Here is a 23375-nt window from a genome sequence, read left to right as displayed (position 1 = left end):
GGTTGTTGTTTTTGTTGTGTTGTGTGTATTTCATCATTGTTTGTGTTTCTAGCTTTCCACAGCTTCGTTTAAAATTTCTTTTTTATCGATATCCGGATCTTCTATCACCAGATTTTCCAGAATGAAAGTCTGTCTGTCCGGTGTATTTTTACCCATGTAAAATTCTAAAAGCTGCTCAATAGTCTGATCTTTCCCTGCAACCACAGGCTCAAGACGAATATCTTTTCCTATAAAATGTTTAAATTCATCAGGTGAAATTTCTCCAAGCCCTTTGAATCGTGTAATCTCAGGATTTTTCCCCAATTCATTCAGTGCTTTAATTCTTTCAGCCTCTGAATAACAATATCTCGTTTCTTTTTTATTTCTAACCCTAAACAAAGGCGTCTGAAGAATATAAAGATGCCCGTTTTTGATCAAATCAGGAAAAAACTGTAGAAAGAACGTAATCATCAAAAGACGAATGTGCATCCCATCGACATCGGCATCTGTTGCAATAATTACCTGATTATATCTTAAATCTTCAAGACTTTCTTCTATATTTAACGCTGCCTGAAGTAAATTAAATTCCTCATTTTCGTAAACCACTTTTTTTGTCAGTCCATAACAATTCAGAGGCTTTCCTTTTAATGAAAATACAGCTTGAGTCTCTACATCTCTTGACTTTGTGATAGATCCTGATGCAGAATCTCCCTCTGTAATAAAAATCTGTGTTTCACCTTTCCTTTCCGCTTTCTGATCATTGTAATGCTGTCTGCAGTCACGAAGTTTTTTGTTATGCAAAGAAACTTTTTTAGCTCTTTCCCTTGCTAATTTCTGAATTCCTGAAAGTTCTTTTCGTTCTCTTTCCGAAATTAAAATTTTCCGCTGAATCGCTTCTGCAATTTCAGGGTTTTTATGTAAAAAATTGTCTAATTTACTCTTTAAGAAATCTATAATAAACGTTCTCACTGTCGGACCATTTGGACCCATATCATTTGAGCCTAATTTGGTCTTCGTCTGAGATTCAAAAACAGGTTCCTCTACATTGATGGAAACTGCTGCAACAATTGATTTCCGAACATCTGAGGCATCAAAATTTTTGTTGAAAAATTCACGAATTGTTTTCACATACGCTTCTCGAAAAGCATTCAAATGTGTTCCTCCCTGTGTTGTATTTTGTCCGTTTACAAATGAAAAATAAGTTTCTGTCTGAGATTTATCTGTATGAGTAATGGCAACTTCAATATCATTATCCTTCAGATGAACAATAGGATATAATGTTTCATTTTCAAGCTCTTCGTCCAGTAAATCCTTTAGCCCATTTTCAGAATAGAAAGTTTCACCGTTAAAAAGAATTTTCAACCCTGGGTTCAGGTAAGAATAATTGCGGAGCATCCTTTCGATATATTCTTTTCTGAATTTAAAATGAAGGAAAATTTCTGCATCGGGAATAAAAGAAATTTCAGTACCATTCCTGTCTGAAGTATCTTTTTCATCAAAATCTTCAGTGATAAGTCCACGGGAAAATTCTGCTACTTTCATCTTTCCGTCACGGAAAGAGCGTACACGAAAATAGTCCGAAAGGGCATTCACCGCTTTTGTACCCACCCCGTTCAGGCCTACCGATTTTTTAAAAGCTTTACTGTCGTATTTGCCTCCTGTATTCATTTTAGAGACAGCGTCCACTACCTTTCCCAGTGGAATTCCACGACCAAAGTCACGGATGGTAACCTTACCATCATCAACTTTTATTTCAATTCTTTTACCGGATTTCATTCTGAACTCATCGATCGAGTTGTCCAGAATTTCTTTTAGCAAAATATAGATACCGTCATCAGCAGACGAGCCATCTCCCAGCTTCCCGATATACATTCCGGGGCGTAAACGGATATGCTCCTGCCAATCGAGGGTTCTGATATTATCTTCTGAATATGTTGGATTTATTTCTTGTGACATATATATTTACAGCAAACATACAAAAATACGAAATTTGCTAAAATTATACGATAGTTTTACCTGCAGATTCCTCATTTTTTATTATTATAGAATAAATTTTCGATAATTAATTTTTCATATTTAAAATTTCAACCGAAATACATAAAAACAATTCTCCAAATGCAACCAAATAAAATATTTTAAATAAAAATTTAAATCAGGTAATTCAAAATAAAAAAGGCTGCCCTCCGACAACCTTTTCATAGTTAGATATTTACATATTTAAAATCCATCTCCATCCAGTAAGTTTCCGATTCCGCCTAAAACACTTCCCTGTTCACCTTTTTTGGTCGTTCCATATTGCAAAATCCTGCTTGCCAGTCTTGAAATCGGCAATGTCTGAATCCATACTTTTCCAGGTCCCCGAAGCTGTGCAAAAAACAAACCTTCACCTCCAAAAATAGTATTTTTAATTCCTCCAACAAACTGGATATCATAATCAATGGTATGCGTAAAACCAACGATACAACCTGTATCTATTTTTAAAATTTCTCCCGGCTGAAGTTCTTTTTCAATAACATGACCGCCGCTGTGAACGAAAGTCATTCCGTCACCTTCCAGTTTTTGCATAATAAATCCTTCACCGCCAAATAAACCCGTTCCAAGCTTTCTCTGAAATTCGATTCCTACTGAAACTCCTTTTGCCGCACAAAGAAAACTGTCTTTTTGGCAAATCACCTTCCCACCCAATTTACTTAAATCAAAAGGAATAATTTTTCCGGTATAGGGAGCCGCAAAGGTCACCTGTTTTTTGTTTGAAGAAGTATTTGTAAAAACGGTCATAAAAAGATTCTCACCTGTCAGCATTCTTTTTCCCGCCGAAAATAATTTTCCCATTAATCCTTTTTCAGTTCCGTCTCCGAACAATGTTTCCATCTGGATTCCTTCCGTCATCATCATAAAGCTTCCGGGTTCTGCAATGACGCTTTCCTGAGGATCAAGCTCAATTTCCACACACTGCATTTCCTCACCATAGATTTTGTAGTCTATTTCATGATTAATCATGGTTTAAAATAATTAAAAGTTAGTATACAATATTAGCATTTTTTACACTTTATTCTGAAAAAATAAATTAAATTCGATATGTTTAAAAATCTCAGTTAATGATACAACTTCCATTGTCAAAACTTTCCAATGTAGGAACTACAATTTTCAGCCAAATGACTCAATTGGCAAATGAAAATGAAGCCATTAATTTATCACAAGGATTTCCCGATTTCATGCCAGATTCTGAGTTGCTAAACCTTGTTGATAATTTCATTAAAAAAGGCTTTAACCAATATGCTCCAATGGGGGGAATGATTGGTTTAAAGGAAGAAATTGCAAGGAAAATCGAAAACAGTCATCAGGCAACCTATCACCCTGACTCTGAAATCACGGTAACGGCGGGTGGAACTCAGGCTATTTTTACAGCCATTGCGACTTTCGTAAAAAAAGATGATGAAGTTATTATTTTTGAGCCCGCTTATGACTGTTATGAACCTACGGTAGAGCTTTTCGGAGGAATTGTAAAACGGTTTGAGATGAAAGCGCCTGATTATGAGATTGACTGGAATACAGTAAAACAATTAGTTTCCGATAAGACTAAAATGATTATTCTGAATAATCCGAATAATCCTTCCGGAAAAATTTTAAAAGAAAATGATATTCAGGAACTTATCAGTATCGTAAAAGGAACCTCAATCCTGATTTTAAGTGATGAAGTGTATGAGAATATTGTCTTCGACGGCAAACAGCATTTAAGTATCTGCAAATATCCTGAGTTAAAAGAAAGAAGCCTTTTGATAGCTTCATTTGGTAAACTTTTCCATGTCACAGGATGGAAAGTTGGATATTGCGCTGCTCCGAAATTACTGACAGACGAATTTAGAAAAATACATCAGTTTAATGTTTTCTCGGTAAATACTCCGATTCAATTAGCGTTGGCCGAGTATATGAAAAATGACGATCATTATAATCAATTAAGCCGATTTTTCCAGGAAAAAAGAGATTTTTTAAGAAAAGGATTGGAAAATACTTCTTTTGAATTACTTGATTGTGAAGGAACGTATTTTCAGGCCTTGAAATATGATACAATTTCAGATAAAAATGATTTCGATTTCGCCAGTGAACTCACTATCAATCATAAAGTTGCAAGCGTTCCTTTTTCATCTTTTTATAAAAATAAACTGAACGAGAATGTGATTCGTCTTTGTTTTGCTAAAAAGCAAGAGACTCTGGAGAGAGCTTTGGAGAACCTTTCTAAACTTTAAAAATAAAACTCTCCCGCAGATTTTATTGATCAAGCAGATTTAAATTTTATCTGCTGAATTTATAAAGTCTGCGAGAGATATCTTTTAAATATTTTTATAAAAACATTCCTCCTGAAGCCTCAATTCTTTGTCCCGTAATCCAACCTGCTTCGTCCGTACACAGGAATGCAACCACTCCACCGATATCGTCTGGAAGCCCGGCTCTGCCTAAAGCTGTGATCCCCGCAACCATATCGTTCATATCTTTATTATCCCTTACTCTTCCCCCTCCAAAATCAGTTTCAATAGCTCCCGGTGCCACCACGTTTGCTCTAATTTTTCTTGGCCCTAATTCTTTAGCCATATATTTTGTCAGCATTTCAACACCAGCTTTTATAGAACCATAGACAGATGATCCCGGCAAAGCAAACCTTGCCAAACCTGAAGAAATATTGATGATGCCTCCTCCTTCATTAATAAAAGGTAAGAACTTTTGAGTTAAGAAAAAGATTCCTTTAAAATGAATATCAATAATATCATCTACCTGTTCCTCCGTTGTTTCTGTAATTGGAGCATATAAAGCTGTCCCTGCGTTATTTATAAGAAAATCGATATTTCTGCTTCCTGTATTTTCTTCTAGATGATCACCAACATTTTTTACAAAGGCATCGAAACTTTTAAAATCTTTTGTATCCAATTGATATGCAATTGCTTTTCTACCAAGATCCTGTATTTCGCTGATCACAGCATCCGCTTCTTCTTTATTGCTTCTGTACGTGATGATAACATCAATACCTTTTTGAGCAATTTTTATAGCTGAATTTCTTCCCAATCCACGGCTTCCGCCTGTTACTAATGCGATTTTTGTTTTTGTACTCATTTATTTTGTTATTTAATGATACAAAGTTGGGCAATTTTCAAATACGAATATTTGCTTGAATCAATCTGAAATTTGCAAAATTCAAATCATGTACGGAATTCTAAGGGAGTAACTGTTGTTTTTCTTTTGAAGAAGTTTGAAAAATGAGCAATTTCTTCGAAGCCTAAAGCATAAGATATTTCCGAAACACTCCATTTTGTCTGTCTTAAAAGAATTTTAGCCTCCTGAATCAACCTGTCTGCAATGAATTCCGTTGTGGTTTTCCCTGTACTTTCTTTTAGTTTCTTATTTAAATAATTTACATGAACCGCCAATCTATCTGCATAATCTTTTGCAGTTTTCAATTGCAATCTCTGCTCGGAGGATTCGATAGGAAACTGTCTTTCCAGCAATTCGATAAACAATGAAACTACCCGTAGTGAAGCATCGTTTGAAGTGGATAATTTGGTTGCCGGCTGTAATTTCTGTCCGTAATGGATCAGTTCCAGGACATAATTTCTAATCAAATCATATTTAAAAATATAATCAGATTCTATTTCATTTTTTATCTTTTTAAAAAGCTGCTCAATCTCGTCTGCCAATTCATCTTCGATTTCAAATATCGGAATATTTCCGGGCTGAAAAATAGGCAAAGATTCAAGAGTACTATGAGATTTATCCTTAATGAAAAAATCTTCTGTAAACACACAAAAACTCCCTGACTGACACACATCTTCAGGAACCCAATGGTAAGGAACTTTTGGAGTTGCAAATAAAAGCGCATTTTTTTTAATTGAAATGATTTTATCCGCATATTCGGCTCTGTTTTTCCCTCTGATTAAGCTTATCTTGAAATATTTTCTTCTGTTATAAGGCATTTCAGAAGTTGTTTTTACCTTTTCAATAGTTTGAGCTATATCAAAAACATTAAAATGTCCAATATCTTTATGAAGGCCTTTTGGAAAAATACTTTCAAGGTCTTTTCCTAACTTGGCTGTCATTTCTTTATAAAAATCTTCTAATGAAGCATGAACAATTTTTTCCATGATTTAATCTAGGATTTGTAAAATTCAAATATACAAACTTGCAGAAATATGATTAGTGAATAACTTAATTTTCTAACTATTAAAAATTTTTCTTTATTTAGTGATATACTATATAAATTTTCCTTAACTTTAGCTTAATCTAAATCATTAAAAATCAATATTATGAAAAATCTATTTTTAAGCAAAGGAAAAAAATTAGACAAAAAGCAACTGAGAACTATTGCAGGAGGGCTGATTAACTGCATGGAGGCAATTATCTGTACGGACCCTCCTTGTGAAATTTATGGACCCGATGATCCAAGAGCATGTACTTTGATTTCTGCATCATGTGCTCAAAAAATTTGCCGACCTTAAATTTAATAACACCTAAGAAATCATTACTATGAAAAATCAAAACGTACAAAAAGGGAAAAAACTAAACAAAAGAGAATTGAAAATCATTAAAGGAGGTCTTCAAATGTGTTGGGATGCAGATACTCAACAATGCATAGCTTATGGACCACGCTGTGGTGAATATATATGCAGATACCCTATTTTACCCTAATAATTAAAAATCAGATCATGAACAAAGAAGATCTTCCAAATGGGAAAAAGCTAAATAAGAGAGAGTTAAGAGCTATTAAAGGCGGTCTTAAAGATTGTATCGATCCTCAAACAGGAGGATGCCGAATCATTTCAATAGGTTGCGCACAGTTACAATGCAGACCCGAATTACCATAAAACTCATTAATCTTACATATTTTTCAGGAAAGCCATTCAATTGAGTGGCTTTTTTATGCAAAAAACGCTCCCAAAATACATTGGAAGCGTTTTTTATATATAACTAACTTTAATATTCTTAAACGTTGAACCTAAAATGCATAATGTCACCATCCTGCACAATGTATTCTTTTCCTTCTACAGAAAGTTTTCCTGCTTCCTTGATTTTTACCTCAGAACCGTAAGTCATGTAATCATTATATTTAATGACTTCAGCACGGATAAATCCTTTTTCGAAGTCAGTGTGAATAACTCCTGCAGCTTGAGGAGCAGTCCAGCCCTGTCCGATAGTCCAAGCTCTCACCTCTTTGACACCCGCTGTAAAATAGGTTTGAAGCTTCAATAAATCATAGGCTTTTCTAATCAAACGGTTAACTCCAGGCTCCTCAAGCCCCAGTTCTTCAAGGAAAATTTGTCTTTCTTCGAAAGTTTCAAGTTCATTGATGTCTGCTTCGATCTGAGCGGCTAAAACTACAACTTCTGCGCCTTCATTCTGAGCCATTTCCTCGATTTTACCAATCCATTCGTTTCCGTTTTTGATAGAATTTTCATCTACATTACAAACGTAAAGGACCGGTTTATTGGTTAAAAGCTGAACATCCGAAATAATTGATTTTGCAAAATCATCCATAGGAAATTCTCTTGCGTTTTTCCCATCTTCTAAAAATTTCTGAAGATTTTGAAGCGTTTCGTATGCTAAAATATCATCTTTCTTTCCGGATTTGATGAATTTTTTCGCTTTTTCAACAGCTTTCCCTACGGTTTCCAAATCTTTTAACTGAAGTTCTATATCAATGATTTCTTTATCTCTCATTGGATCTACCGAACCCTCAACGTGAACGATATTTCCGTTATCAAAACATCTTAAAACATGGATAATTGCCTCACACTCACGGATATTTGCCAAGAATTGATTTCCTAAACCTTCTCCCTTGCTTGCTCCTTTCACAAGACCTGCAATATCTACAATCTCAACAACAGCCGGTAATACTCTCTCCGGCTTTACTATTTTTTCCAATTCAAACAATCTCTGATCAGGTACAGAAACTGTTCCCAAATTTGGCTCGATTGTACAGAAAGGATAGTTTGCTGATTGAGCTTTTGCATTGCTCAGACAGTTAAAAAGAGTTGATTTACCTACGTTTGGTAAGCCTACGATTCCACATTTCATATTGTAAAATTCAAAGTTTTAATATTTAGTGCCCAAAGTTTAATGCAAACTCAACTTAAAATTTTTGAATTTCGAACCTTGAACTTTCAGCGTGCAAAGATAGTGAATTTAAAGAGAGTTTCATAATAAAAAAATCTGTCAGCATTTTGACAGATTTTTGAAATAATTATAGTTTCACCCATTAGGTTTTATGGATTCGCACCTGTGGCTTCCTGAGCTAGCGGAACATCATTTGGAGCGTCCTGCAAAGTTTTATCTAAAGTAAACAAAGATTCATCTGTAGCTCTGTCGCCACCTGCAATTTTTAATTTGTCAATCAGGTTTTGAGCTAATGTTTCTTCCTCTATCTGTTCCTGAACGAACCACTGCATAAAATTCCAGGTTGCCCAGTCTTTTTCTTCTAAAGATAAATCTACAAGCCTGTAAATAGAAGTTGTGTTATCAACTTCATGTTTAAAAACACCATCAAAACACGCAGATAAAGAATCTGGATCCTGTGGCGGAGCCGGAATTGCATCAACTTTAGGCTTTCCTCCTCTGTTTAATACATATTCCATGAATTTAATAGAGTGATTTCTTTCTTCCTGTGCATGCCTGTAAAGAAAGTTGGCAATTCCCTGATATCCTTTGTCATCTGCCCAAATTCCGTAAGATAGAAAAACGTGTGATGCAAGAATTTCTTTATTCATTTGATCGCTTAATGCTTTTTCCATCGTATCGGAAAGTCTTTTAGTATTCATAATGTATATTTTTTTTGTGATTATAAAATAATGATGCAAAAATGATTCCGAGAAAGTTTTTAATTTAAACTACATAACACAATACAACTTTATAATTCACTGAATTACATCATTTTAAATTAATAATTTATAGTTATTCTAAAATAAAAACCAGCTCATTCTGAGCTGGTTTTATCATTTTCAATGTAAAAATGTATTTTTTTAGAAGCTATTTATCATTATTCACTCATACTCCCCCATGCCTTAGCTTCCCATGCCTGCTTCGGGCAACCGTTACTATCGGGATTAAAAAATGTACTGTAAAAAAAAACTTTGAATTTTCCCCTAACAGGAGAATATTGGCACCGATTACTCGAATTAAAACATTCTTACTTCACCTTTTTTGCTATATAATCGCTTTCATTTCCAAGCCTGTCGATAGCTTTGATAGCTACTCCGTTCAGCGTTTTTCCGTCTTTAAATTTAGGAATATCTCTTGAAAGCGTGTCTAATGTTAATATTTCAGTTTGCCAAACTCCATTATATTGTGTAAAAAGTACCCATTGGAAAACATCTTTTATATTTTTATTACTCCAACTTGCCTGCACAAAGCTTCCGTTATCATTTGTAAACAATGTGGGTGTCTGTAATGGAACAGCTTTTATCCAAGGGGTTTTCGGAACCAATGCTTTTTCGCTGTAAGGCCCATTTTTTAGAGTTGGAAGCATACTTGCATTTTTGGTTAAACCGGCAATACTCCAATGAATTTCACCCGCATCTTTTCCTAATATCTGTCTGGAAATTTCAATCTGATTCTTAATTTCTGCCGGGCGATCCGAAACTTTAATTTCAACTGTATTCAGTCCCGGCCACAAATGGCGGTTCATTGAGTTTTCTGATTTCCACCAATTTAATAATGCTTCAAAACCTTGCCCTTTAGAATCTACCGGCCAATATAATTGAGGGGAAAAATAATCTACCCAACCTTTATTTAACCATAATTTAGCATCAGCATATAATTCATCATACTGGGAAGAACCAACAATTCCTGCCGGATATCCTGGTTTCCAAATTCCGAACGGGCTGATTCCGAATCTTACATAGCTCTTTTCAGCATGAATTTCTTTATAAATTCTTTCGACAAATTTATTGACATTGTCTCTTCTCCAATCTGCTCTTGTTAAAGTTCCGCCACTGTTTGTATAAGCATTCCAGGTTGCATTATCCGGAAAATCTGCTCCTTTATTATAAGCAGCATACGGATAAAAATAGTCATCAAAATGTACAGCATCTATATCATATCTTTTCACAATATCTTTCACAACATTGGAAACATGACCTTGTGTTTTCGGATTTGCGGGATCAAACCAATACATCCCGTTTTTTAGCCTAACGACAATATCTGAAAGTTTATTGGCCATTGATAAACTATTGGGATAGCCTCCATTCGTATGATGAGCACGATAGGGGTTTAACCAAACATGAAGCTCCAGACCTCTTTTGTGAGCCTCATCAATCCAAAATTGCAAAGGATCGTAATTTGGATACGGCGCTTTACCTGTTTCACCTGTCAAAAAGTATGACCACGGTTCAATATTACTTGTATATAAAGCATCTGCAGAAGGACGAATCTGGAAAATTACCGCATTGAAATTATTGTTTTTCAACATATCCAACATATTAACAGCTTCTGCCTTTTGCTGCTCAACGGTCAAATTATTTCTTGATGGCCAATTGATGTTTGCAACACTTGCAACCCACGCTCCGCGGAACTCTCTTTTGATTTCAGGAAGATTAGTTCTGAAAACTTCTTCTGCCGGGGGTGTTGTTACCGGTTTTGTGGTTACAGCAGGCTCTTTGGGTTTCGAGATATTGTTATTTGGTTTTGTTGTACTTTTTGTGGGAGATGCTGTTTTCACAGAATTATTCTGAACAGAACAACCTGTGAATGACGCAAAAATTCCCGATAAAACAATAAGTTTTAATTTATTCACTTTCATAGTCTGTAAAACTACTTTAATTATTTTTTTCGTTATCTAAATATCAGTATGAAAAAATAGACATTTTCTACCAAATACTTTATAAAAAAGCCCCGAAAAATCGAGGCTTTGATTTAATATATAAGAATTTTATTATGCTTTCGCTGATCTTTCCATTCTTTTTCTTTCTTCTTCAGAAAGGATTTTCTTTCTCATACGGATGAAGTTTGGTGTAACTTCAATCGCTTCATCACTTTGAATGTATTCCATACATTCCTCAAGAGAGAATAAAATTTTAGGTGCTACACCTGTATCTTTATCTTTACCGGAAGCTCTCATGTTGTTCAACTGTTTTGCTTCTACAATATTTACCACCAAGTCACCAGGTTTGTTTTGTTCACCGATGATCATACCTGCGTAGATTTCCTCACCCGGATCAACGAAGAACCTACCTCTATCTTGTAATTTAGCAATAGAATATTCCGTAGCCGGACCCTGAGTTTTGCTGATTAATACTCCATTGTTTCTTCCAGGAATAGAACCTTTAAAAGGCTTATATTCTGTAAAACGGTGTGCCATAATAGCTTCACCTGCAGTAGCTGTCAACATCTGAGAACGCAATCCGATCAAACCTCTTGAAGGAATTTCGAATTCCATGTGTTGCATCTCTCCTTTAGTTTCCATAATGTGAAGGTCACCTTTTCTCTGAGTTGCCAAATCAATAACTCTTGAAGCATATTCTTCAGGAACGTCTACAACCAAAGATTCATAAGGCTCACATTTTTCTCCGTCAATTTCTCTCAAGATAACCTGTGGCTGACCGATAGTCATTTCGTAACCTTCTCTTCTCATTGTTTCAATCAAAACTGATAAGTGAAGAATACCTCTACCGAAAACCAGGAAAGTGTTTGCATCATCAGTCTGCTGAACTCTTAATGCCAAGTTTTTCTCTAATTCTTTTGTTAATCTTTCTTTCAAATGATTAGAAGTAACATATTTACCATCTTTACCGAAGAAAGGTGAATTATTGATAGAGAATGTCATATTCAATGTAGGCTCATCAATTGCAGTTCTTTCCAACGGCTCAGGATTTTCAAGGTCCACGAATGAATCACCAATCTGGAAGGCATCAAAACCTACTACAGCACAGATATCTCCTGCTTTTACTTCTGTAACTTTTTTCTTCCCTAATCCTTCAAAAACGTAAAGTTCTTTTACTTTTCCTTTTAAAACTTTACCATCTGCTTGTGCCAGCCCAATCCATTGGGATTCTTTGATTTCTCCTCTTATTACTTTTCCGATAGCAATTCTCCCTAAGAACGAAGAAAAATCTAAAGATACAATCTGCATCTGTAAACTTCCTTCTGCAACTTTCGGTGCAGGAACATATTGTAAAATTCCGTCTAGTAATGGTAAAATATCTTCAGTTTGTTCTAATGAAGTATTGAACCAACCTTGTTTTGAAGAACCATAGAACGTTGGGAAATCCAACTGTTCTTCAGTTGCTTCAAGATTAAAGAACAAATCAAATACCTGATCGTGAACCTCATCAGGACGACAGTTTGGTTTATCAACTTTATTGATAACAACCAAAGGTCTCAATCCTAATTCCAAAGCTTTTTGCAATACGAATCTTGTCTGTGGCATAGGCCCTTCAAAAGCATCAACCAACAAGATTACACCGTCTGCCATTTTCAATACTCTTTCTACTTCCCCACCGAAATCGGCGTGACCAGGAGTATCGATTACGTTAATTTTAGTGTCTTTATAAGTAACAGAAATATTCTTAGATAAAATGGTAATCCCTCTTTCTCTTTCAAGATCGTTGTTATCCATTATCAATTCTCCACTTTCCTGATTTTCTCTGAAAATGTTTGTAGCATGAATAATCTTGTCAACCAAAGTCGTCTTCCCGTGGTCAACGTGTGCGATAATCGCAATATTTCTAATGTTTTGCATGAATGATTTTTACGGGTGCAAAAATAGTGATTTTAAATGAATTAATTAAAAAGATTATGCAATATTTAACAATATCATAATGAGAAAGTTATTAGCAATGTTTCGTAAACTGTAAATAAAAGCGGTTAATCCTTGGAAATACTAAATGGAAAAAGGTTTAAGTTTTCCAACTTAAACCCAGATTATTTTATAAAACTATAAATTATAAAGTTTGCTCTTTGTGCTTACCTTCTTTAATTTCTTCGACCATTTTGGCATTAAATGCCGGTAAGTCCTTCGGAGTTCTGCTGGTAACTAAACCCTTATCCACTACAACTTCACTGTCTTCCCAATTTGCACCGGCATTTTTTAAATCTTTACTGATGGAATTTACCGATGTTAATTTTCGTCCTTCTACAACTTCAGCATTAATTAAAATCTGAGGACCATGACAAATGGCTGCAACAGGTTTATGTTGTTGGAAGAAATCTTTGACAAAGCTTAATGCTTTTTCATTTGTTCTCAATTGATCAGGATTGATAACTCCACCCGGTAAAACCAATGCATCATAATCGGAAGCCGAAACTTCGCCTAATATTTTATCTACATTATATGATTTTCCCCAGTCTTTTTCGGCCCAGGCTCTGATACTTCCAGATTCAGGACTGATGATATGTGCAGTCCACCCCTGTTGCTCTAAATATTCTTTTGGTGATGCTAATTCACTTTCTTCGAAACCGTTTGTTGCCAGAATGGCGATGTTCTTTGACATAATATTAATGAATTTAAGTGTTGTTTGATTCTAAGTGAAAAAATAATGCCGGGACTACTATTTGTGGTTATAAAATTTGTTAAATGATTTGATTATTAAAATCTTTCAATAAATAAACCATCCCGACCTGTACTAAAACAACCACTCCAAACTTCCATAAAAAAGAAAATTTAGAAATTTTATGTCTAAAAAGAAGCATCCCACAAATCGCCCCAATAGTTCCGCCAAATAGGGAAACCAATAACAAATTGTTTTCAGAAATTCGTCTTTGATGTCTGATTGCTTTTCTTTTATCCAAACCAAAAACAATAAAACTGAAAAGATTAGCTGCTGTTAATAAATAAAACATAGGAACAAATCTAAAACAAGATTCTATAACTTTGCAAGTCCAATAAATAAAAATCAATGACAATACAGGATTTAGCCGGAAACTATTCTGTTCAGGGCAGCAATCAGGAAGCAACAGATCATATTTCTTATCACGGGATATTAACTTTATCTATCGACGAAAACAACCGTATTATCGCTCAATGGATGATTGGTGATCACATACAAAATGGTACCGGATTTTATAGGGATCAGATCTTAGTTATTAATTTCAAATATGAAGGCGATGATAATAAAGTTTACAAAGGCGTTGCTGTCTATCGTTGTCTCAGCAAAGATATTTTGGATGGATTTTGGTCTGAAAAACATGGAAATCCCTTGTATCTCGGAAGTGAATATTGTGTAAGAATTAAAAATTCAAGGATTTTGAATTAATTTTAATTTAAATAAAAAAAGCTGCCCTAGAAAAGCAGCTTTAAAGTTTTGTATCTAGCAATTAATTATTTTTTAGCTTTTACGTCTACAGCAATTTCGATGTCTTTGCTGATCCCCCATTCTGCAGGATCTGCCTCAGAAGTACCAAATTTAATACCCCAATCAGCTCTGTTTACTGTAAATTTTGCCTGAATAGAAGCTGAATTATCCACAACTTCCACTTTCGCAGGAAAAGTTACATTCACCGTTTTTCCAGATAGTGTAAGGTTTCCGCTTACTGTTTTGTTTGCTCCTTCAATTGCTCCTTCTTTCGGTGCATCCTTTAAATCTGCAACACTTGTAATTTTAAACTCAGAAGTAGGGTTTTTAGCTACATCAAAGAAATCAGGATTTTTTAAGTGAGCTTCCAAATCCGCAGGTTTTTTATCCTTTTCAGTTACTGAGGCCGGATCTACTTTAATAGAAGCCATATCGATAACAAAATTACCCGCAGAAAGTTGTCCGTTTTCAACATTCAAATCTCCCGATTTTACATTGATGGTTCCCCAACGTGGCGCAAAACCTCCTTTGTGGAAAGCCTTCCAATTTACCACAGAAGTCGCGGCATCCACAGCCAAAACTTCACCTTTTCCTTCTGCAACAGCCTGTTCAGTAGCCGTAGCAGCCGTATCTGCAGATTTTTCTTTATTACACGATGCTGCAAGCAATCCGAATCCTACTAATGCGATTACACTAAGTTTTTTCATATTTATTTAATTGTAAAAAATTGTTATTTTAATTATTAAGGAGGCTAAATTTATAATAAATATCCTAACTCCTCATTTTTGATAGGTCAAAAGTAAATAAACCAACTTTTCATCTCCTTATCATACATCAAGAAATGAAAATTATTGTTTTTTTATTCCTTTATTGATTCAAATATACTAAATCTGTTATTCTAATCGAGATCAAAAATCCCTATTTTAGCATTTTAATTTTACAAAATGACAAATATTGAATTTATTCAAAATACCATAAATATTTCTGAGAAAAGCATCAATGCCACCCTTCAATTATTAGCTGAAGACTGCACCATTCCTTTTATTTCCCGCTATCGAAAAGATAAAACAGGAAATCTGGATGAAATACAAATTGAGCAAATTTCAAAAATCAGCAAACAGTTTGAAGATATTTTAAAAAGAAAAGAAACTATCCTAAAATCGGTTGAAGAACAAAACGCTTTAACTGCTGAATTTAAACAAAGAATTGAAGGAAGTTTTGATATCCAAGAGCTTGAAGATTTATATTTACCTTTCAAAAAACGTAAGAAAACCAAAGCTGATTCGGCAAAAGAAAAAGGATTAGAGCCTCTCGCTAAAATCATTATGAGTCAAAAATCTCAGGATATTCAGTCTTTAGCTTCAAAATATATTAATGATAAGGTTTCTTCCGACGAAGAGGCTTTACAAGGAGCAAGAGACATCATGGCAGAATGGATTAATGAAAATATGTACGTTCGCAAAAACCTCCGCCGGTTGTTTCAACGGAAAGCAGTTGTAACTTCAAAAGTTGTAAAAGCTAAAAAAGACGAAGAAGATGCCCAAAAATTTTCTCAATATTTTGAATGGCAAGAAAGTCTAAACAGAACTCCTTCTCACAGACTTTTGGCAATGCTTAGGGCTGAAGCTGAAGGCTTTGTAAAAGTAAATATTGATATTGATAAAGAAGAAGCGATTGAGTTTATTGAAAATGCAATTATTAAATCAGACAATAAAAGTGCAGACCAAATTTCTTTAGCTATAAAAGATAGCTATAAAAGATTACTCGAACCTGCTATTTCCAACGAAACTTTACAGGAAGCAAAAGAAAAAGCAGATAAAAAAGCCATCGAAATTTTCGCTGAAAACCTGAGCCAGCTATTACTTGCTCCTCCTTTGGGCGAGAAAAGAATTTTGGCAATTGATCCCGGATATAGAAGCGGCTGTAAAATTGTCTGCCTGGATGAAAAAGGTGATTTATTGCACAACGAAACCATTTATCCTCACGCTCCTCAAAATGAAAGTGGCATGGCGATGAAAAAAATCCGTTCTATGGTCAATGCCTATAATATTGAAGCAATATCCATTGGAAACGGAACAGCAAGCCGTGAAACAGAATTTTTCATTAAAAAAATTGCATTTGATAAGCCTTTACAGGTTTTTGTAGTTTCAGAAGCCGGCGCATCAGTATACTCTGCGAGTAAAATAGCTAGGGACGAATTTCCGAGCTATGATGTGACCGTTCGTGGTGCTGTTTCTATCGGGAGAAGACTTTCAGATCCTTTAGCGGAATTGGTGAAAATTGATCCAAAATCTATCGGAGTCGGACAATATCAGCACGATGTAGACCAGACTCAATTGAAAAACGAATTGGATTCTACGGTGATGAAATGTGTAAATTCTGTCGGAATTAATTTAAATACAGCCAGCAAGTCCCTTTTAAGTTATGTTTCCGGAATCGGGGAGAAAATGGCAGAAAACATTGTGAATTACCGCGCTGAAAATGGAGCTTTTGAAGACAGGAAACAACTAAAAAAAGTTCCGAGATTGGGAGAAAAAGCCTTTCAGCAGGCAGCGGCATTTATTAGAATTACCAATTCAAAAAATCCTTTAGATAATTCGGCTGTTCATCCTGAGGCGTATGGAATTGTTGAAAAAATGGCGAAGGATTTAGGGATAAAATCCAATGAATTGATTGCAAATAAAGAAAAAATTGCACTAATTCAACCTGAAAAATATATCACGGAAGATATTGGAATTTTAACGATAAAAGATATTTTAAAAGAGCTTGAAAAGCCGGGACTTGATCCTAGAAAAGCGGCCAAAGTATTTGAATTTGATCCTAACGTAAGAAGCATTAAAGATTTAAAAACAGGAATGATTTTACCGGGAATCGTGAATAATATTACGGCCTTTGGATGTTTTGTAGATTTGGGGATTAAAGAAAGTGGTTTAGTTCATATTTCGCAGTTGAAAGACGGTTTCGTTTCAGATGTAAATGAAGTGGTGAAGCTGCATCAGCACGTCCAGGTACGAGTAACCGAGGTAGATGAGGCGAGAAAAAGAGTGCAATTGAGTATGATACTTTAATAATTAACCGAGGCTGTCCAAAATGGACAGCCTCGGTTAATTTATTTAAAATCCTTAGAATCTCTTTTCGGCTGTTTAATTTCCGGCCATTTTGCTACTTCACCTTTATCGTTTATAGGCATTTCACGTTTTTCTCTATTGGTAAATTCAGGATCTTCAGAAGCCATATAAGCTAATGTCGCCGTTAAAATTACATTGCTTTTCACTTCATCAAAAACAATTTTATCATATGTATCTTTTGTTGTATGCCATGTATAGCCAAAATATCCCCAGTTTAATGAACTCAAAGAAAACCCAGGTACTCCGGCTGCAACAAATGATGCATGATCAGAACCACCACCTCCCGGCATTCCCGGGAAATCTGTTTTGATTTGGTCTTTGATATTTTTAGGAACTGCAGTCAGCCATTTCCCGATATAATCATAGGAATTGACAAAGCCCTGTCCGCTGATATTCACTACTCTACCCGTGCCGTTATCTTGGTTAAAAACTGCCTGTACCCCTTTAATAATTTCAGGATTATCAGCGACAAAACCTCTGGAACCATTTAACCCCTGTTCTTCGCTACCCCAAAGTCCTACAACAATTGTTCTTTTATTATTTGGATAATATTTTTTTAGAATTCTCATTGTTTCAAGCATCGTAAGAACTCCTGTTCCGTTGTCTGTAGCACCTTGAGCACCGTCCCAAGAATCTAAGTGAGCAGAAAGAATCACATATTCATCAGGTTTTTCTTTTCCTTTAATCATCCCGATTGTATTAAAGGTTTTTGCATCCGGAAGAATTTTTGACTGAATTTCAATTTTAATTTTAGGTTTTGCTCCATTTTCAGCCATTCTGTACAACATTCCATAATCTTCTACATCAATATCAATCATAGGAATTTTATTCGTTTTTGCTCCGAAAATTCTGTTTGCACCCATAATCCCCGTCCAGTTTGAAATGGCAACTCCCGCAACTCCTGCTTTTTCTAACGCTTCCGGCAACGTGCTGTTATCCAATCCTATATTCCTTACATAGTTTTGGAAATCTTTTGAAGCCTGTTCTTTTTCTTTTTTTAGTTTTTCATACAGTTCGGGAGTCGCAAATTCTTTTATTTGTTCATCAGAACGACCTATTTTTTGATATTGTGCGATAAGTACAATCTTTCCTTTTACAGAAGATAACCATGTATCAAAATCAGCTTTGGAATTAACTTTAGGAAGGATGATTACTTCTGCTTCAACAGCTTTTTTGGTCGCCGGGCTCCATGCTAACTGTGTTGCGGATAAAGATTTTATTCTTGGATACGTCATATCAACATGGGTAATACCTCTTTCCCAGCCCTTCCATGTTCCGAATTGCTGAAGATTCGCTTCAATGTCCCACGAACGGAGTTTCTTTGCCGTCCATTCATTTGAAGCCAGCATTTCAGGAGTCCCCACAAGACGGGGACCGATTTCATCCAGAAGCTCATATGCCATTCCTTCCAATTGAGAATTGGTATTCACTTCATTTACAAAATTCTGAACAATAGGATTAAGCTTTTCTTTTGGATCTACCGTTACCTGAGCCCATGAAAACTGTGTGGCGAGAACCATAGCGGGCATTAGAAAAAATCTGTTTACCTTCATAACTTTTATTGATTGCTTTAAAGATAAAAAGATTCAGGGAGAACTTAAAATAAAAGGAGGAAATTGCTTTAAATAAAAGAAATTAAGGCTAAATTTTAATTTAAATACATAAAAAAACCGACTTCTTAAAGTCGGTTTAGGAACAATTATTTTTTTGATTCTTCAACAGAAACTTTTCTGAAATCTTTGAACAATTTGCTTAGTTCCAAAGCTGCTTTACGAGCTCTTGTTCCAGCTGCTTTGTTTCCTTTTTCTACTTGTTGGTTTGCTTCAGTTGTAAAAGCTTCAAATTCCGCGTTGATTTTTTCAATTAGTTCTTTCATTATTTTTAAAATTTAGGGTGCAAATATAGTTTTTATGGTGATTCCAGCCAACTTTGACAGAAAAACTTTGGCACAATTAATAAAATTTAATACCCAAATTTAAAATTCAATTTAATTTTTAATCAAAAATGTTAAAATTTGATCACGGAGCAAGGGTAGTAAAAAGATATAGAAGAAAAATAGAAATAAGAACAAAGCCCTGCATAATATTAGTACGTCCCGTTGCCAAAGAGATAGTAATAATAAACAGAGACAATCCCAAAAGAAGTGTCGATTTTATATCAATTCCCAGCGTCATTCTAAAATCTGCCATCACAGAAGTTACAGCTATTACAGGAATACTGAGCCCTATACTGGCCAATGCAGAGCCAAATGCAAGGTTAAGGCTGGTTTGTAATCTATTATTATATGCCGCCCTGATTGCTGCAATACCTTCAGGCAATAAAACGATCCCTGCAATGATAATTCCTACTAACGATTTTGGAGCTCCTGCCCCTACGACCAAGGTATCGACATCTTTCGAAAGATATTTTGCTAATAAAACAACAATTCCTAAACATAAAACTAAAAATATAATGCTAAAAAACATTACTTTTCTGGTAGGTTTTACAGGAAGAATTTCGCTTTCATCTTTATCAGAATCATTTTTATTGGGAATAGGTGCAATAAAAAAAGCACGGTGCCTAATCGTCTGAACCATTGTAAAACCAAAATATAGGGCTAAACAGGTAATCGAAATAAAAATCAACTGTACAGAGGTGTATTCCCCTTTGTCATGGCTCGTGGTGTAATTTGGCAAAATCAATGTAAATGCTATGATAGCTACAAGCGTAATCAGAGCCGTACTTACTCCCTGTAATGTAAATACCTGCTCTTTGTAGCGAAGTGATCCTACAACAATACAAATCCCAATAATTCCTGTAAGAATAATCATTACTGCGGCAAAAACGGTATCTCTTGCAAGACTAATTGTTTCCAATCCTTTTGCACTCAGCATAATCGAAATAATAAGAGAAGCTTCTATGACCGTTATTGCAAAAGCAAGAAGCAGAGTTCCATAAGGTTCCCCAACCCGATAAGCAATAATTTCTGAATGATAAACTGCTGCGAGAACAGAACCCATGAGAAAAAAAGTAAGGATTATGGAATATAAATGTCCCGTAAATGAATAATGAGCAAAATATGCTATCCAGGCCAGTATCGGAATAAGCATTGTCCATCCCAAAAGATAGATCTTGTTTTTCATATACGTTAATAGTTTGATGGAAGAGCTGTATTTTTTTAAGTTCTTCATATCACATCATAATCATTCAGGACAGTTGCAAAATGATATTCAATAGTGTTCGTAGAACTATTGCATAAGTATGTCAATTGATCATTATCGTAATTTTCAAAACTAAAATCATCAGGAACATCAATGATATATTCGGTGACTTTCTCTGTTTTAATAATATCAATTTTCATCAGATCATTAAGTGAACTGAGCATATCTTTTTCTTTAAATAAAGGCATTTTCTGAGTCACAGAGTCTTTAAATATATATAACTTAATTGTTTTCATAATCTTGATTTTTCAGATCTTTTTCAAATACGACAGGCGCTGCATTCTGATAGATATAATGTATCCCTTCATTTGTGACATAAACAAAAAACGTCTTATGTAAAATAATCAGGATATAAAGCCTGAATTTTATGGTTACTTTAGGAATCCTATAATAAGATTTTTGTATGTTATTGGTTTATAATAATGAATATTGACAGGTCATTTTTGATGTTATTATCATAAAAAAAGAACAGACACTTAAAAGTTTCTGCCCCTTTTTCTATTAAAACTCTTTAAAACATATTTACTATTTTTCGAGTTTTAATAAGCTCATTATGAAAATTGAGTGTTCTTGAGAATCTTAATGACTTCTTCACGGTTTTTACTTAATTTATTCTCTAATTTTGCCAGCAATTCATTTTCTTTCCCTTTTTCAAACACCAAGTCTGAATCTTTTAGCTGTGAAAACTTCTCTTTTAGCTGTCGGGATTGTTCTTCCCAGTCTCCCGTGATTTTAAATCCATTATTATGATTTGTATCCATAAAATCAGAATGTTTGTGTAATATAATTATTACTATTCAAAGATGGTATTTTATATATCTGTTTTTCCTACATATTTCGGGAATAAATTTGCATATATCACACCTTTTACAAATCTTCTAAATTCTTCAAACGTTTTTTTTTCAGCTGTTTATAAAACGAAGGTGAAAGCCCTGTGATTTTCTTGAACTGATTAGAAAGATGGGCCACGCTACTGTAGTTGAGCTTATATGAGATTTCTGTAAGGTTAAGCTCATCATACAAAAGCAATTCTTTTACTCTTTCTACTTTATTGATTATTATAAAATGCTGTAAAGTCACTCCTTTTACTTCAGAAAATGTATTGGCAAGGTAAGTATAATCATAACCTAGCTTTTCACTGATATAGTCAGAGAAGTTTTCCTTCGGAAGAATTTCAGAATAATGAATCATTTCCGTGACTACATTTTTTATTTTTTCTATCAGGATACTTTTTTTATCATCTAACAGTTCGAGCCCGGTTTTGAGTAAATTTTCTTTTAATATCTGCCTTTTTTCGGAACTTATATCATCCGGTATTTCTACCAAACCAAGATCTACCACAGCATTCCTGATATTCAGTCTTTCCAATTCCTGATAGACAACCATTTTGCAGCGTAAGCTTACCATATATTTTATGTACAACTTCATAATCCATACTCTATTTGTACAGCCTGTCAATCAAAATTTTAACAGCTATTTCTTCAAAGTTAAACCTTTAATTTCTAAATATCTATGATTTATGTAATAAATCAATAAACTATTACAAACCTTTCCTTTTTTAAAAAACCAACTTTACATTAATAAAAAGTATGTAAAATGTCAAAAGAAAAAGACGGAAAAAGAAAATCAGATAAAACACCTCCCTCAAAATCTGCAAAAGAAAAGCGGGATGATAAACTTATCAAAAGAATAAATAAAGAAAATGAAAGTAGGCACGCCAGTACCTAATGAAATATGTACCCGTAAAAAAAGAAGGAATTATACTCAGAAAAACCCAACTAAATTTTGAAAGTGAAGGCGTCTTAAATCCTGCCGTAATCAAAGAAAAAGGAAAAATACATTTATTTTACCGAGCCGTAGCTAAAGGCAATTTCTCAAGTATCGGGCATTGTTTGTTATCAGATCCTGTTACGGTAGAAAGCCGAATGGATATTCCGGTGATAGTTCCTGAGTTTGAATATGAAAAACATGGTGTCGAAGATCCCCGGATCGTAAAAATAGATCATCTTTTCTATCTTACCTGCACCTGTTATGACGGTATGAATGCCTTGGGAAAACTGCTAACTTCCAAAGACATGATATCATGGAAAAATGAAGGCATTATTGTACCCAAAATCTCTTATGAAAAATTTAAGCTTTTATCCGAATCGGATGGGACAATACATGAAAAATATCAGCGATTTAACAAATCCAGAATTAGTAACAACAGTAACGAACCCTCATTTTTATGGGATAAAAATTTGATTTTTTTCCCAAGAAGAATAAATGGTAAATTATATTTTATTCATCGTATAAGACCCGATATTCAAATTGTCAATATTGAAAGCATTGAAGAATTAACCCCAGATTTCTGGGAAGATTATTTTTTGCATTTTAAGGATCATATTCTTTTATCTCCAAAATACGATCATGAGATAAGTTATATCGGCGGAGGATGTCCCCCTATAGAAACTCAAAGTGGCTGGCTAATGATATACCACGGTGTTCATGATACTATTAGCGGATATGTTTACAGTGCATGTGCAGCCTTACTGGATCTTGATGACCCAGAAAAAGAAATAGCAAGACTTCCTTATCCTCTTTTCAGGCCGGAGGAGAAATGGGAATTAAAAGGCGAGGTTAATAATGTATGTTTTCCCACCGGCTCCATTATAGAGAATGACCACCTGTATATTTACTATGGAGCAGCCGACAAAAGAATTGCCGTAGCTTCTGTAAATATTTCCGAATTATTGACAGAGCTAATGAAATATCCATCATAACCGATAGTTCTAAATAACTATCCCATTTAAAAATAA

24 protein-coding genes are annotated in these 23375 nt (G+C 34.6%); 7 read left to right on the top strand and 17 right to left on the bottom strand.

What is annotated here, in order from left to right; translation table 11 throughout:
• Nucleotides 1-48: 48 nt before the first annotated feature.
• Complete coding sequence (locus ACM39_RS06890) at nt 49-1935, bottom strand: DNA topoisomerase IV subunit B (RefSeq protein ID WP_048510290.1); 1887 nt, start codon at nt 1933-1935, stop codon at nt 49-51.
• A 261-nt stretch (nt 1936-2196) separates the two neighbouring features.
• Nucleotides 2197-2979: a TIGR00266 family protein gene (locus ACM39_RS06885; protein ID WP_048510289.1), complete on the bottom strand. Its 783-nt coding sequence runs from the start codon at nt 2977-2979 to the stop codon at nt 2197-2199.
• Between the two features lie 98 nt (nt 2980-3077).
• On the opposite strand from ACM39_RS06885, the gene ACM39_RS06880 reads away from it, so the two are divergent.
• Nucleotides 3078-4226 (top strand): methionine aminotransferase, encoded by a 1149-nt coding sequence (locus tag ACM39_RS06880; protein ID WP_048510288.1) that lies wholly within the window; start codon nt 3078-3080, stop codon nt 4224-4226.
• 94 nt (nt 4227-4320) lie between these two features.
• Here ACM39_RS06880 and ACM39_RS06875 read toward each other — a convergent pair whose 3' ends face one another.
• Nucleotides 4321-5085, bottom strand: coding sequence for an SDR family NAD(P)-dependent oxidoreductase (locus ACM39_RS06875; RefSeq protein WP_048510287.1), 765 nt, complete (start codon nt 5083-5085; stop codon nt 4321-4323).
• Nucleotides 5086-5171: 86 nt separating this feature from the next.
• Entirely contained in the window at nt 5172-6110 is a 939-nt protein-coding gene (locus ACM39_RS06870) for a helix-turn-helix domain-containing protein (protein ID WP_048510286.1), read from the bottom strand.
• Between the two features lie 162 nt (nt 6111-6272).
• Between ACM39_RS06870 and ACM39_RS06865 the strand changes: the two genes are divergently transcribed.
• Complete coding sequence (locus tag ACM39_RS06865; RefSeq protein ID WP_048510285.1) at nt 6273-6464, top strand: hypothetical protein; 192 nt, start codon at nt 6273-6275, stop codon at nt 6462-6464.
• 207 nt (nt 6465-6671) lie between these two features.
• Nucleotides 6672-6830 (top strand): hypothetical protein, encoded by a 159-nt coding sequence (locus ACM39_RS19195; RefSeq protein WP_165585104.1) that lies wholly within the window; start codon nt 6672-6674, stop codon nt 6828-6830.
• 118 nt (nt 6831-6948) lie between these two features.
• Here ACM39_RS19195 and ychF read toward each other — a convergent pair whose 3' ends face one another.
• The 6 genes from ychF to ACM39_RS06835 form a co-directional block, all read right to left on the bottom strand.
• Nucleotides 6949-8040 (bottom strand): redox-regulated ATPase YchF, encoded by a 1092-nt coding sequence (gene ychF / locus ACM39_RS06860; RefSeq protein WP_048510284.1) that lies wholly within the window; start codon nt 8038-8040, stop codon nt 6949-6951.
• A 188-nt stretch (nt 8041-8228) separates the two neighbouring features.
• On the bottom strand, nt 8229-8780 hold the full coding sequence (locus tag ACM39_RS06855; protein WP_048510283.1) for a ferritin: 552 nt from the start codon (nt 8778-8780) through the stop codon (nt 8229-8231).
• A gap of 368 nt (nt 8781-9148) precedes the next feature.
• The gene (locus ACM39_RS06850; RefSeq protein ID WP_048510282.1) at nt 9149-10759 is read right to left on the bottom strand and encodes a glycoside hydrolase family 10 protein; all 1611 of its coding nucleotides are present in this window, start codon (nt 10757-10759) and stop codon (nt 9149-9151) included.
• Between the two features lie 132 nt (nt 10760-10891).
• A complete protein-coding gene (typA, locus tag ACM39_RS06845; protein ID WP_048510281.1) occupies nt 10892-12697 on the bottom strand; it encodes a translational GTPase TypA in 1806 nt (601 codons plus the stop codon).
• Nucleotides 12698-12899: 202 nt separating this feature from the next.
• On the bottom strand, nt 12900-13448 hold the full coding sequence (locus ACM39_RS06840; RefSeq protein ID WP_048510280.1) for a type 1 glutamine amidotransferase domain-containing protein: 549 nt from the start codon (nt 13446-13448) through the stop codon (nt 12900-12902).
• A gap of 79 nt (nt 13449-13527) precedes the next feature.
• Nucleotides 13528-13797 (bottom strand): DUF1294 domain-containing protein, encoded by a 270-nt coding sequence (locus ACM39_RS06835; RefSeq protein WP_048510279.1) that lies wholly within the window; start codon nt 13795-13797, stop codon nt 13528-13530.
• 56 nt (nt 13798-13853) lie between these two features.
• On the opposite strand from ACM39_RS06835, the gene ACM39_RS06830 reads away from it, so the two are divergent.
• A complete protein-coding gene (locus ACM39_RS06830) occupies nt 13854-14210 on the top strand; it encodes a hypothetical protein (RefSeq protein WP_048510278.1) in 357 nt (118 codons plus the stop codon).
• Between the two features lie 65 nt (nt 14211-14275).
• Here the strand turns inward: ACM39_RS06830 and ACM39_RS06825 are convergent, their stop codons facing one another.
• On the bottom strand, nt 14276-14956 hold the full coding sequence (locus ACM39_RS06825; RefSeq protein WP_048510277.1) for a YceI family protein: 681 nt from the start codon (nt 14954-14956) through the stop codon (nt 14276-14278).
• Nucleotides 14957-15193: 237 nt separating this feature from the next.
• Here ACM39_RS06825 and ACM39_RS06820 point away from each other — a divergent pair, with 237 nt between their 5' ends.
• Nucleotides 15194-17317, top strand: a complete 2124-nt coding sequence (locus ACM39_RS06820; RefSeq protein WP_048510276.1) for a Tex family protein — start codon at nt 15194-15196, stop codon at nt 17315-17317.
• 41 nt (nt 17318-17358) lie between these two features.
• Here ACM39_RS06820 and ACM39_RS06815 read toward each other — a convergent pair whose 3' ends face one another.
• The 6 genes from ACM39_RS06815 to ACM39_RS06790 form a co-directional block, all read right to left on the bottom strand.
• Nucleotides 17359-18930 (bottom strand): M20/M25/M40 family metallo-hydrolase, encoded by a 1572-nt coding sequence (locus tag ACM39_RS06815; protein WP_048510275.1) that lies wholly within the window; start codon nt 18928-18930, stop codon nt 17359-17361.
• A gap of 146 nt (nt 18931-19076) precedes the next feature.
• The gene (locus ACM39_RS06810) at nt 19077-19253 is read right to left on the bottom strand and encodes a histone H1 (protein WP_034678341.1); all 177 of its coding nucleotides are present in this window, start codon (nt 19251-19253) and stop codon (nt 19077-19079) included.
• A 142-nt stretch (nt 19254-19395) separates the two neighbouring features.
• A complete protein-coding gene (locus ACM39_RS06805) occupies nt 19396-20499 on the bottom strand; it encodes a calcium:proton antiporter (RefSeq protein WP_048510361.1) in 1104 nt (367 codons plus the stop codon).
• 44 nt (nt 20500-20543) lie between these two features.
• Nucleotides 20544-20813 (bottom strand): hypothetical protein, encoded by a 270-nt coding sequence (locus ACM39_RS06800; protein ID WP_048510274.1) that lies wholly within the window; start codon nt 20811-20813, stop codon nt 20544-20546.
• A 315-nt stretch (nt 20814-21128) separates the two neighbouring features.
• Nucleotides 21129-21338, bottom strand: coding sequence for a hypothetical protein (locus tag ACM39_RS06795; protein ID WP_048510273.1), 210 nt, complete (start codon nt 21336-21338; stop codon nt 21129-21131).
• A gap of 106 nt (nt 21339-21444) precedes the next feature.
• Nucleotides 21445-22005: a helix-turn-helix domain-containing protein gene (locus ACM39_RS06790; RefSeq protein WP_048510272.1), complete on the bottom strand. Its 561-nt coding sequence runs from the start codon at nt 22003-22005 to the stop codon at nt 21445-21447.
• 168 nt (nt 22006-22173) lie between these two features.
• On the opposite strand from ACM39_RS06790, the gene ACM39_RS19555 reads away from it, so the two are divergent.
• Complete coding sequence (locus tag ACM39_RS19555) at nt 22174-22305, top strand: hypothetical protein (protein ID WP_262483792.1); 132 nt, start codon at nt 22174-22176, stop codon at nt 22303-22305.
• Nucleotides 22305-23339, top strand: coding sequence for a pesticidal protein Cry7Aa (locus ACM39_RS06785; protein ID WP_048510271.1), 1035 nt, complete (start codon nt 22305-22307; stop codon nt 23337-23339). Before ACM39_RS19555 ends, ACM39_RS06785 begins: the two co-directional genes overlap by 1 nt.
• Nucleotides 23340-23375 lie beyond the last annotated feature (36 nt).

The sequence above is a fragment of the Chryseobacterium sp. FH2 genome, from assembly GCF_001045455.1.
Taxonomy (GTDB): domain Bacteria; phylum Bacteroidota; class Bacteroidia; order Flavobacteriales; family Weeksellaceae; genus Chryseobacterium.
Note: the sequence above shows the minus strand (reverse complement) of the source record. Positions and strands in the feature narration are given on the sequence as shown.

Bases quoted from the DNA above. Each gene is read 5' to 3' on its own strand.
- ACM39_RS06890 (WP_048510290.1), bottom strand. From the start codon at position 1,935: ATGTCACAAGAAATAAATCCAACATATTCAGAAGATAATATCAGAACC.
- ACM39_RS06885 (WP_048510289.1), bottom strand. From the start codon at position 2,979: ATGATTAATCATGAAATAGACTACAAAATCTATGGTGAGGAAATGCAG.
- ACM39_RS06880 (WP_048510288.1), top strand. From the start codon at position 3,078: ATGATACAACTTCCATTGTCAAAACTTTCCAATGTAGGAACTACAATT.
- ACM39_RS06875 (WP_048510287.1), bottom strand. From the start codon at position 5,085: ATGAGTACAAAAACAAAAATCGCATTAGTAACAGGCGGAAGCCGTGGA.
- ACM39_RS06870 (WP_048510286.1), bottom strand. From the start codon at position 6,110: ATGGAAAAAATTGTTCATGCTTCATTAGAAGATTTTTATAAAGAAATG.
- ACM39_RS06865 (WP_048510285.1), top strand. From the start codon at position 6,273: ATGAAAAATCTATTTTTAAGCAAAGGAAAAAAATTAGACAAAAAGCAA.
- ACM39_RS19195 (WP_165585104.1), top strand. From the start codon at position 6,672: ATGAACAAAGAAGATCTTCCAAATGGGAAAAAGCTAAATAAGAGAGAG.
- ychF (WP_048510284.1), bottom strand. From the start codon at position 8,040: ATGAAATGTGGAATCGTAGGCTTACCAAACGTAGGTAAATCAACTCTT.
- ACM39_RS06855 (WP_048510283.1), bottom strand. From the start codon at position 8,780: ATGAATACTAAAAGACTTTCCGATACGATGGAAAAAGCATTAAGCGAT.
- ACM39_RS06850 (WP_048510282.1), bottom strand. From the start codon at position 10,759: ATGAAAGTGAATAAATTAAAACTTATTGTTTTATCGGGAATTTTTGCG.
- typA (WP_048510281.1), bottom strand. From the start codon at position 12,697: ATGCAAAACATTAGAAATATTGCGATTATCGCACACGTTGACCACGGG.
- ACM39_RS06840 (WP_048510280.1), bottom strand. From the start codon at position 13,448: ATGTCAAAGAACATCGCCATTCTGGCAACAAACGGTTTCGAAGAAAGT.
- ACM39_RS06835 (WP_048510279.1), bottom strand. From the start codon at position 13,797: ATGTTTTATTTATTAACAGCAGCTAATCTTTTCAGTTTTATTGTTTTT.
- ACM39_RS06830 (WP_048510278.1), top strand. From the start codon at position 13,854: ATGACAATACAGGATTTAGCCGGAAACTATTCTGTTCAGGGCAGCAAT.
- ACM39_RS06825 (WP_048510277.1), bottom strand. From the start codon at position 14,956: ATGAAAAAACTTAGTGTAATCGCATTAGTAGGATTCGGATTGCTTGCA.
- ACM39_RS06820 (WP_048510276.1), top strand. From the start codon at position 15,194: ATGACAAATATTGAATTTATTCAAAATACCATAAATATTTCTGAGAAA.
- ACM39_RS06815 (WP_048510275.1), bottom strand. From the start codon at position 18,930: ATGAAGGTAAACAGATTTTTTCTAATGCCCGCTATGGTTCTCGCCACA.
- ACM39_RS06810 (WP_034678341.1), bottom strand. From the start codon at position 19,253: ATGAAAGAACTAATTGAAAAAATCAACGCGGAATTTGAAGCTTTTACA.
- ACM39_RS06805 (WP_048510361.1), bottom strand. From the start codon at position 20,499: ATGAAAAACAAGATCTATCTTTTGGGATGGACAATGCTTATTCCGATA.
- ACM39_RS06800 (WP_048510274.1), bottom strand. From the start codon at position 20,813: ATGAAAACAATTAAGTTATATATATTTAAAGACTCTGTGACTCAGAAA.
- ACM39_RS06795 (WP_048510273.1), bottom strand. From the start codon at position 21,338: ATGGATACAAATCATAATAATGGATTTAAAATCACGGGAGACTGGGAA.
- ACM39_RS06790 (WP_048510272.1), bottom strand. From the start codon at position 22,005: ATGAAGTTGTACATAAAATATATGGTAAGCTTACGCTGCAAAATGGTT.
- ACM39_RS19555 (WP_262483792.1), top strand. From the start codon at position 22,174: ATGTCAAAAGAAAAAGACGGAAAAAGAAAATCAGATAAAACACCTCCC.
- ACM39_RS06785 (WP_048510271.1), top strand. From the start codon at position 22,305: ATGAAATATGTACCCGTAAAAAAAGAAGGAATTATACTCAGAAAAACC.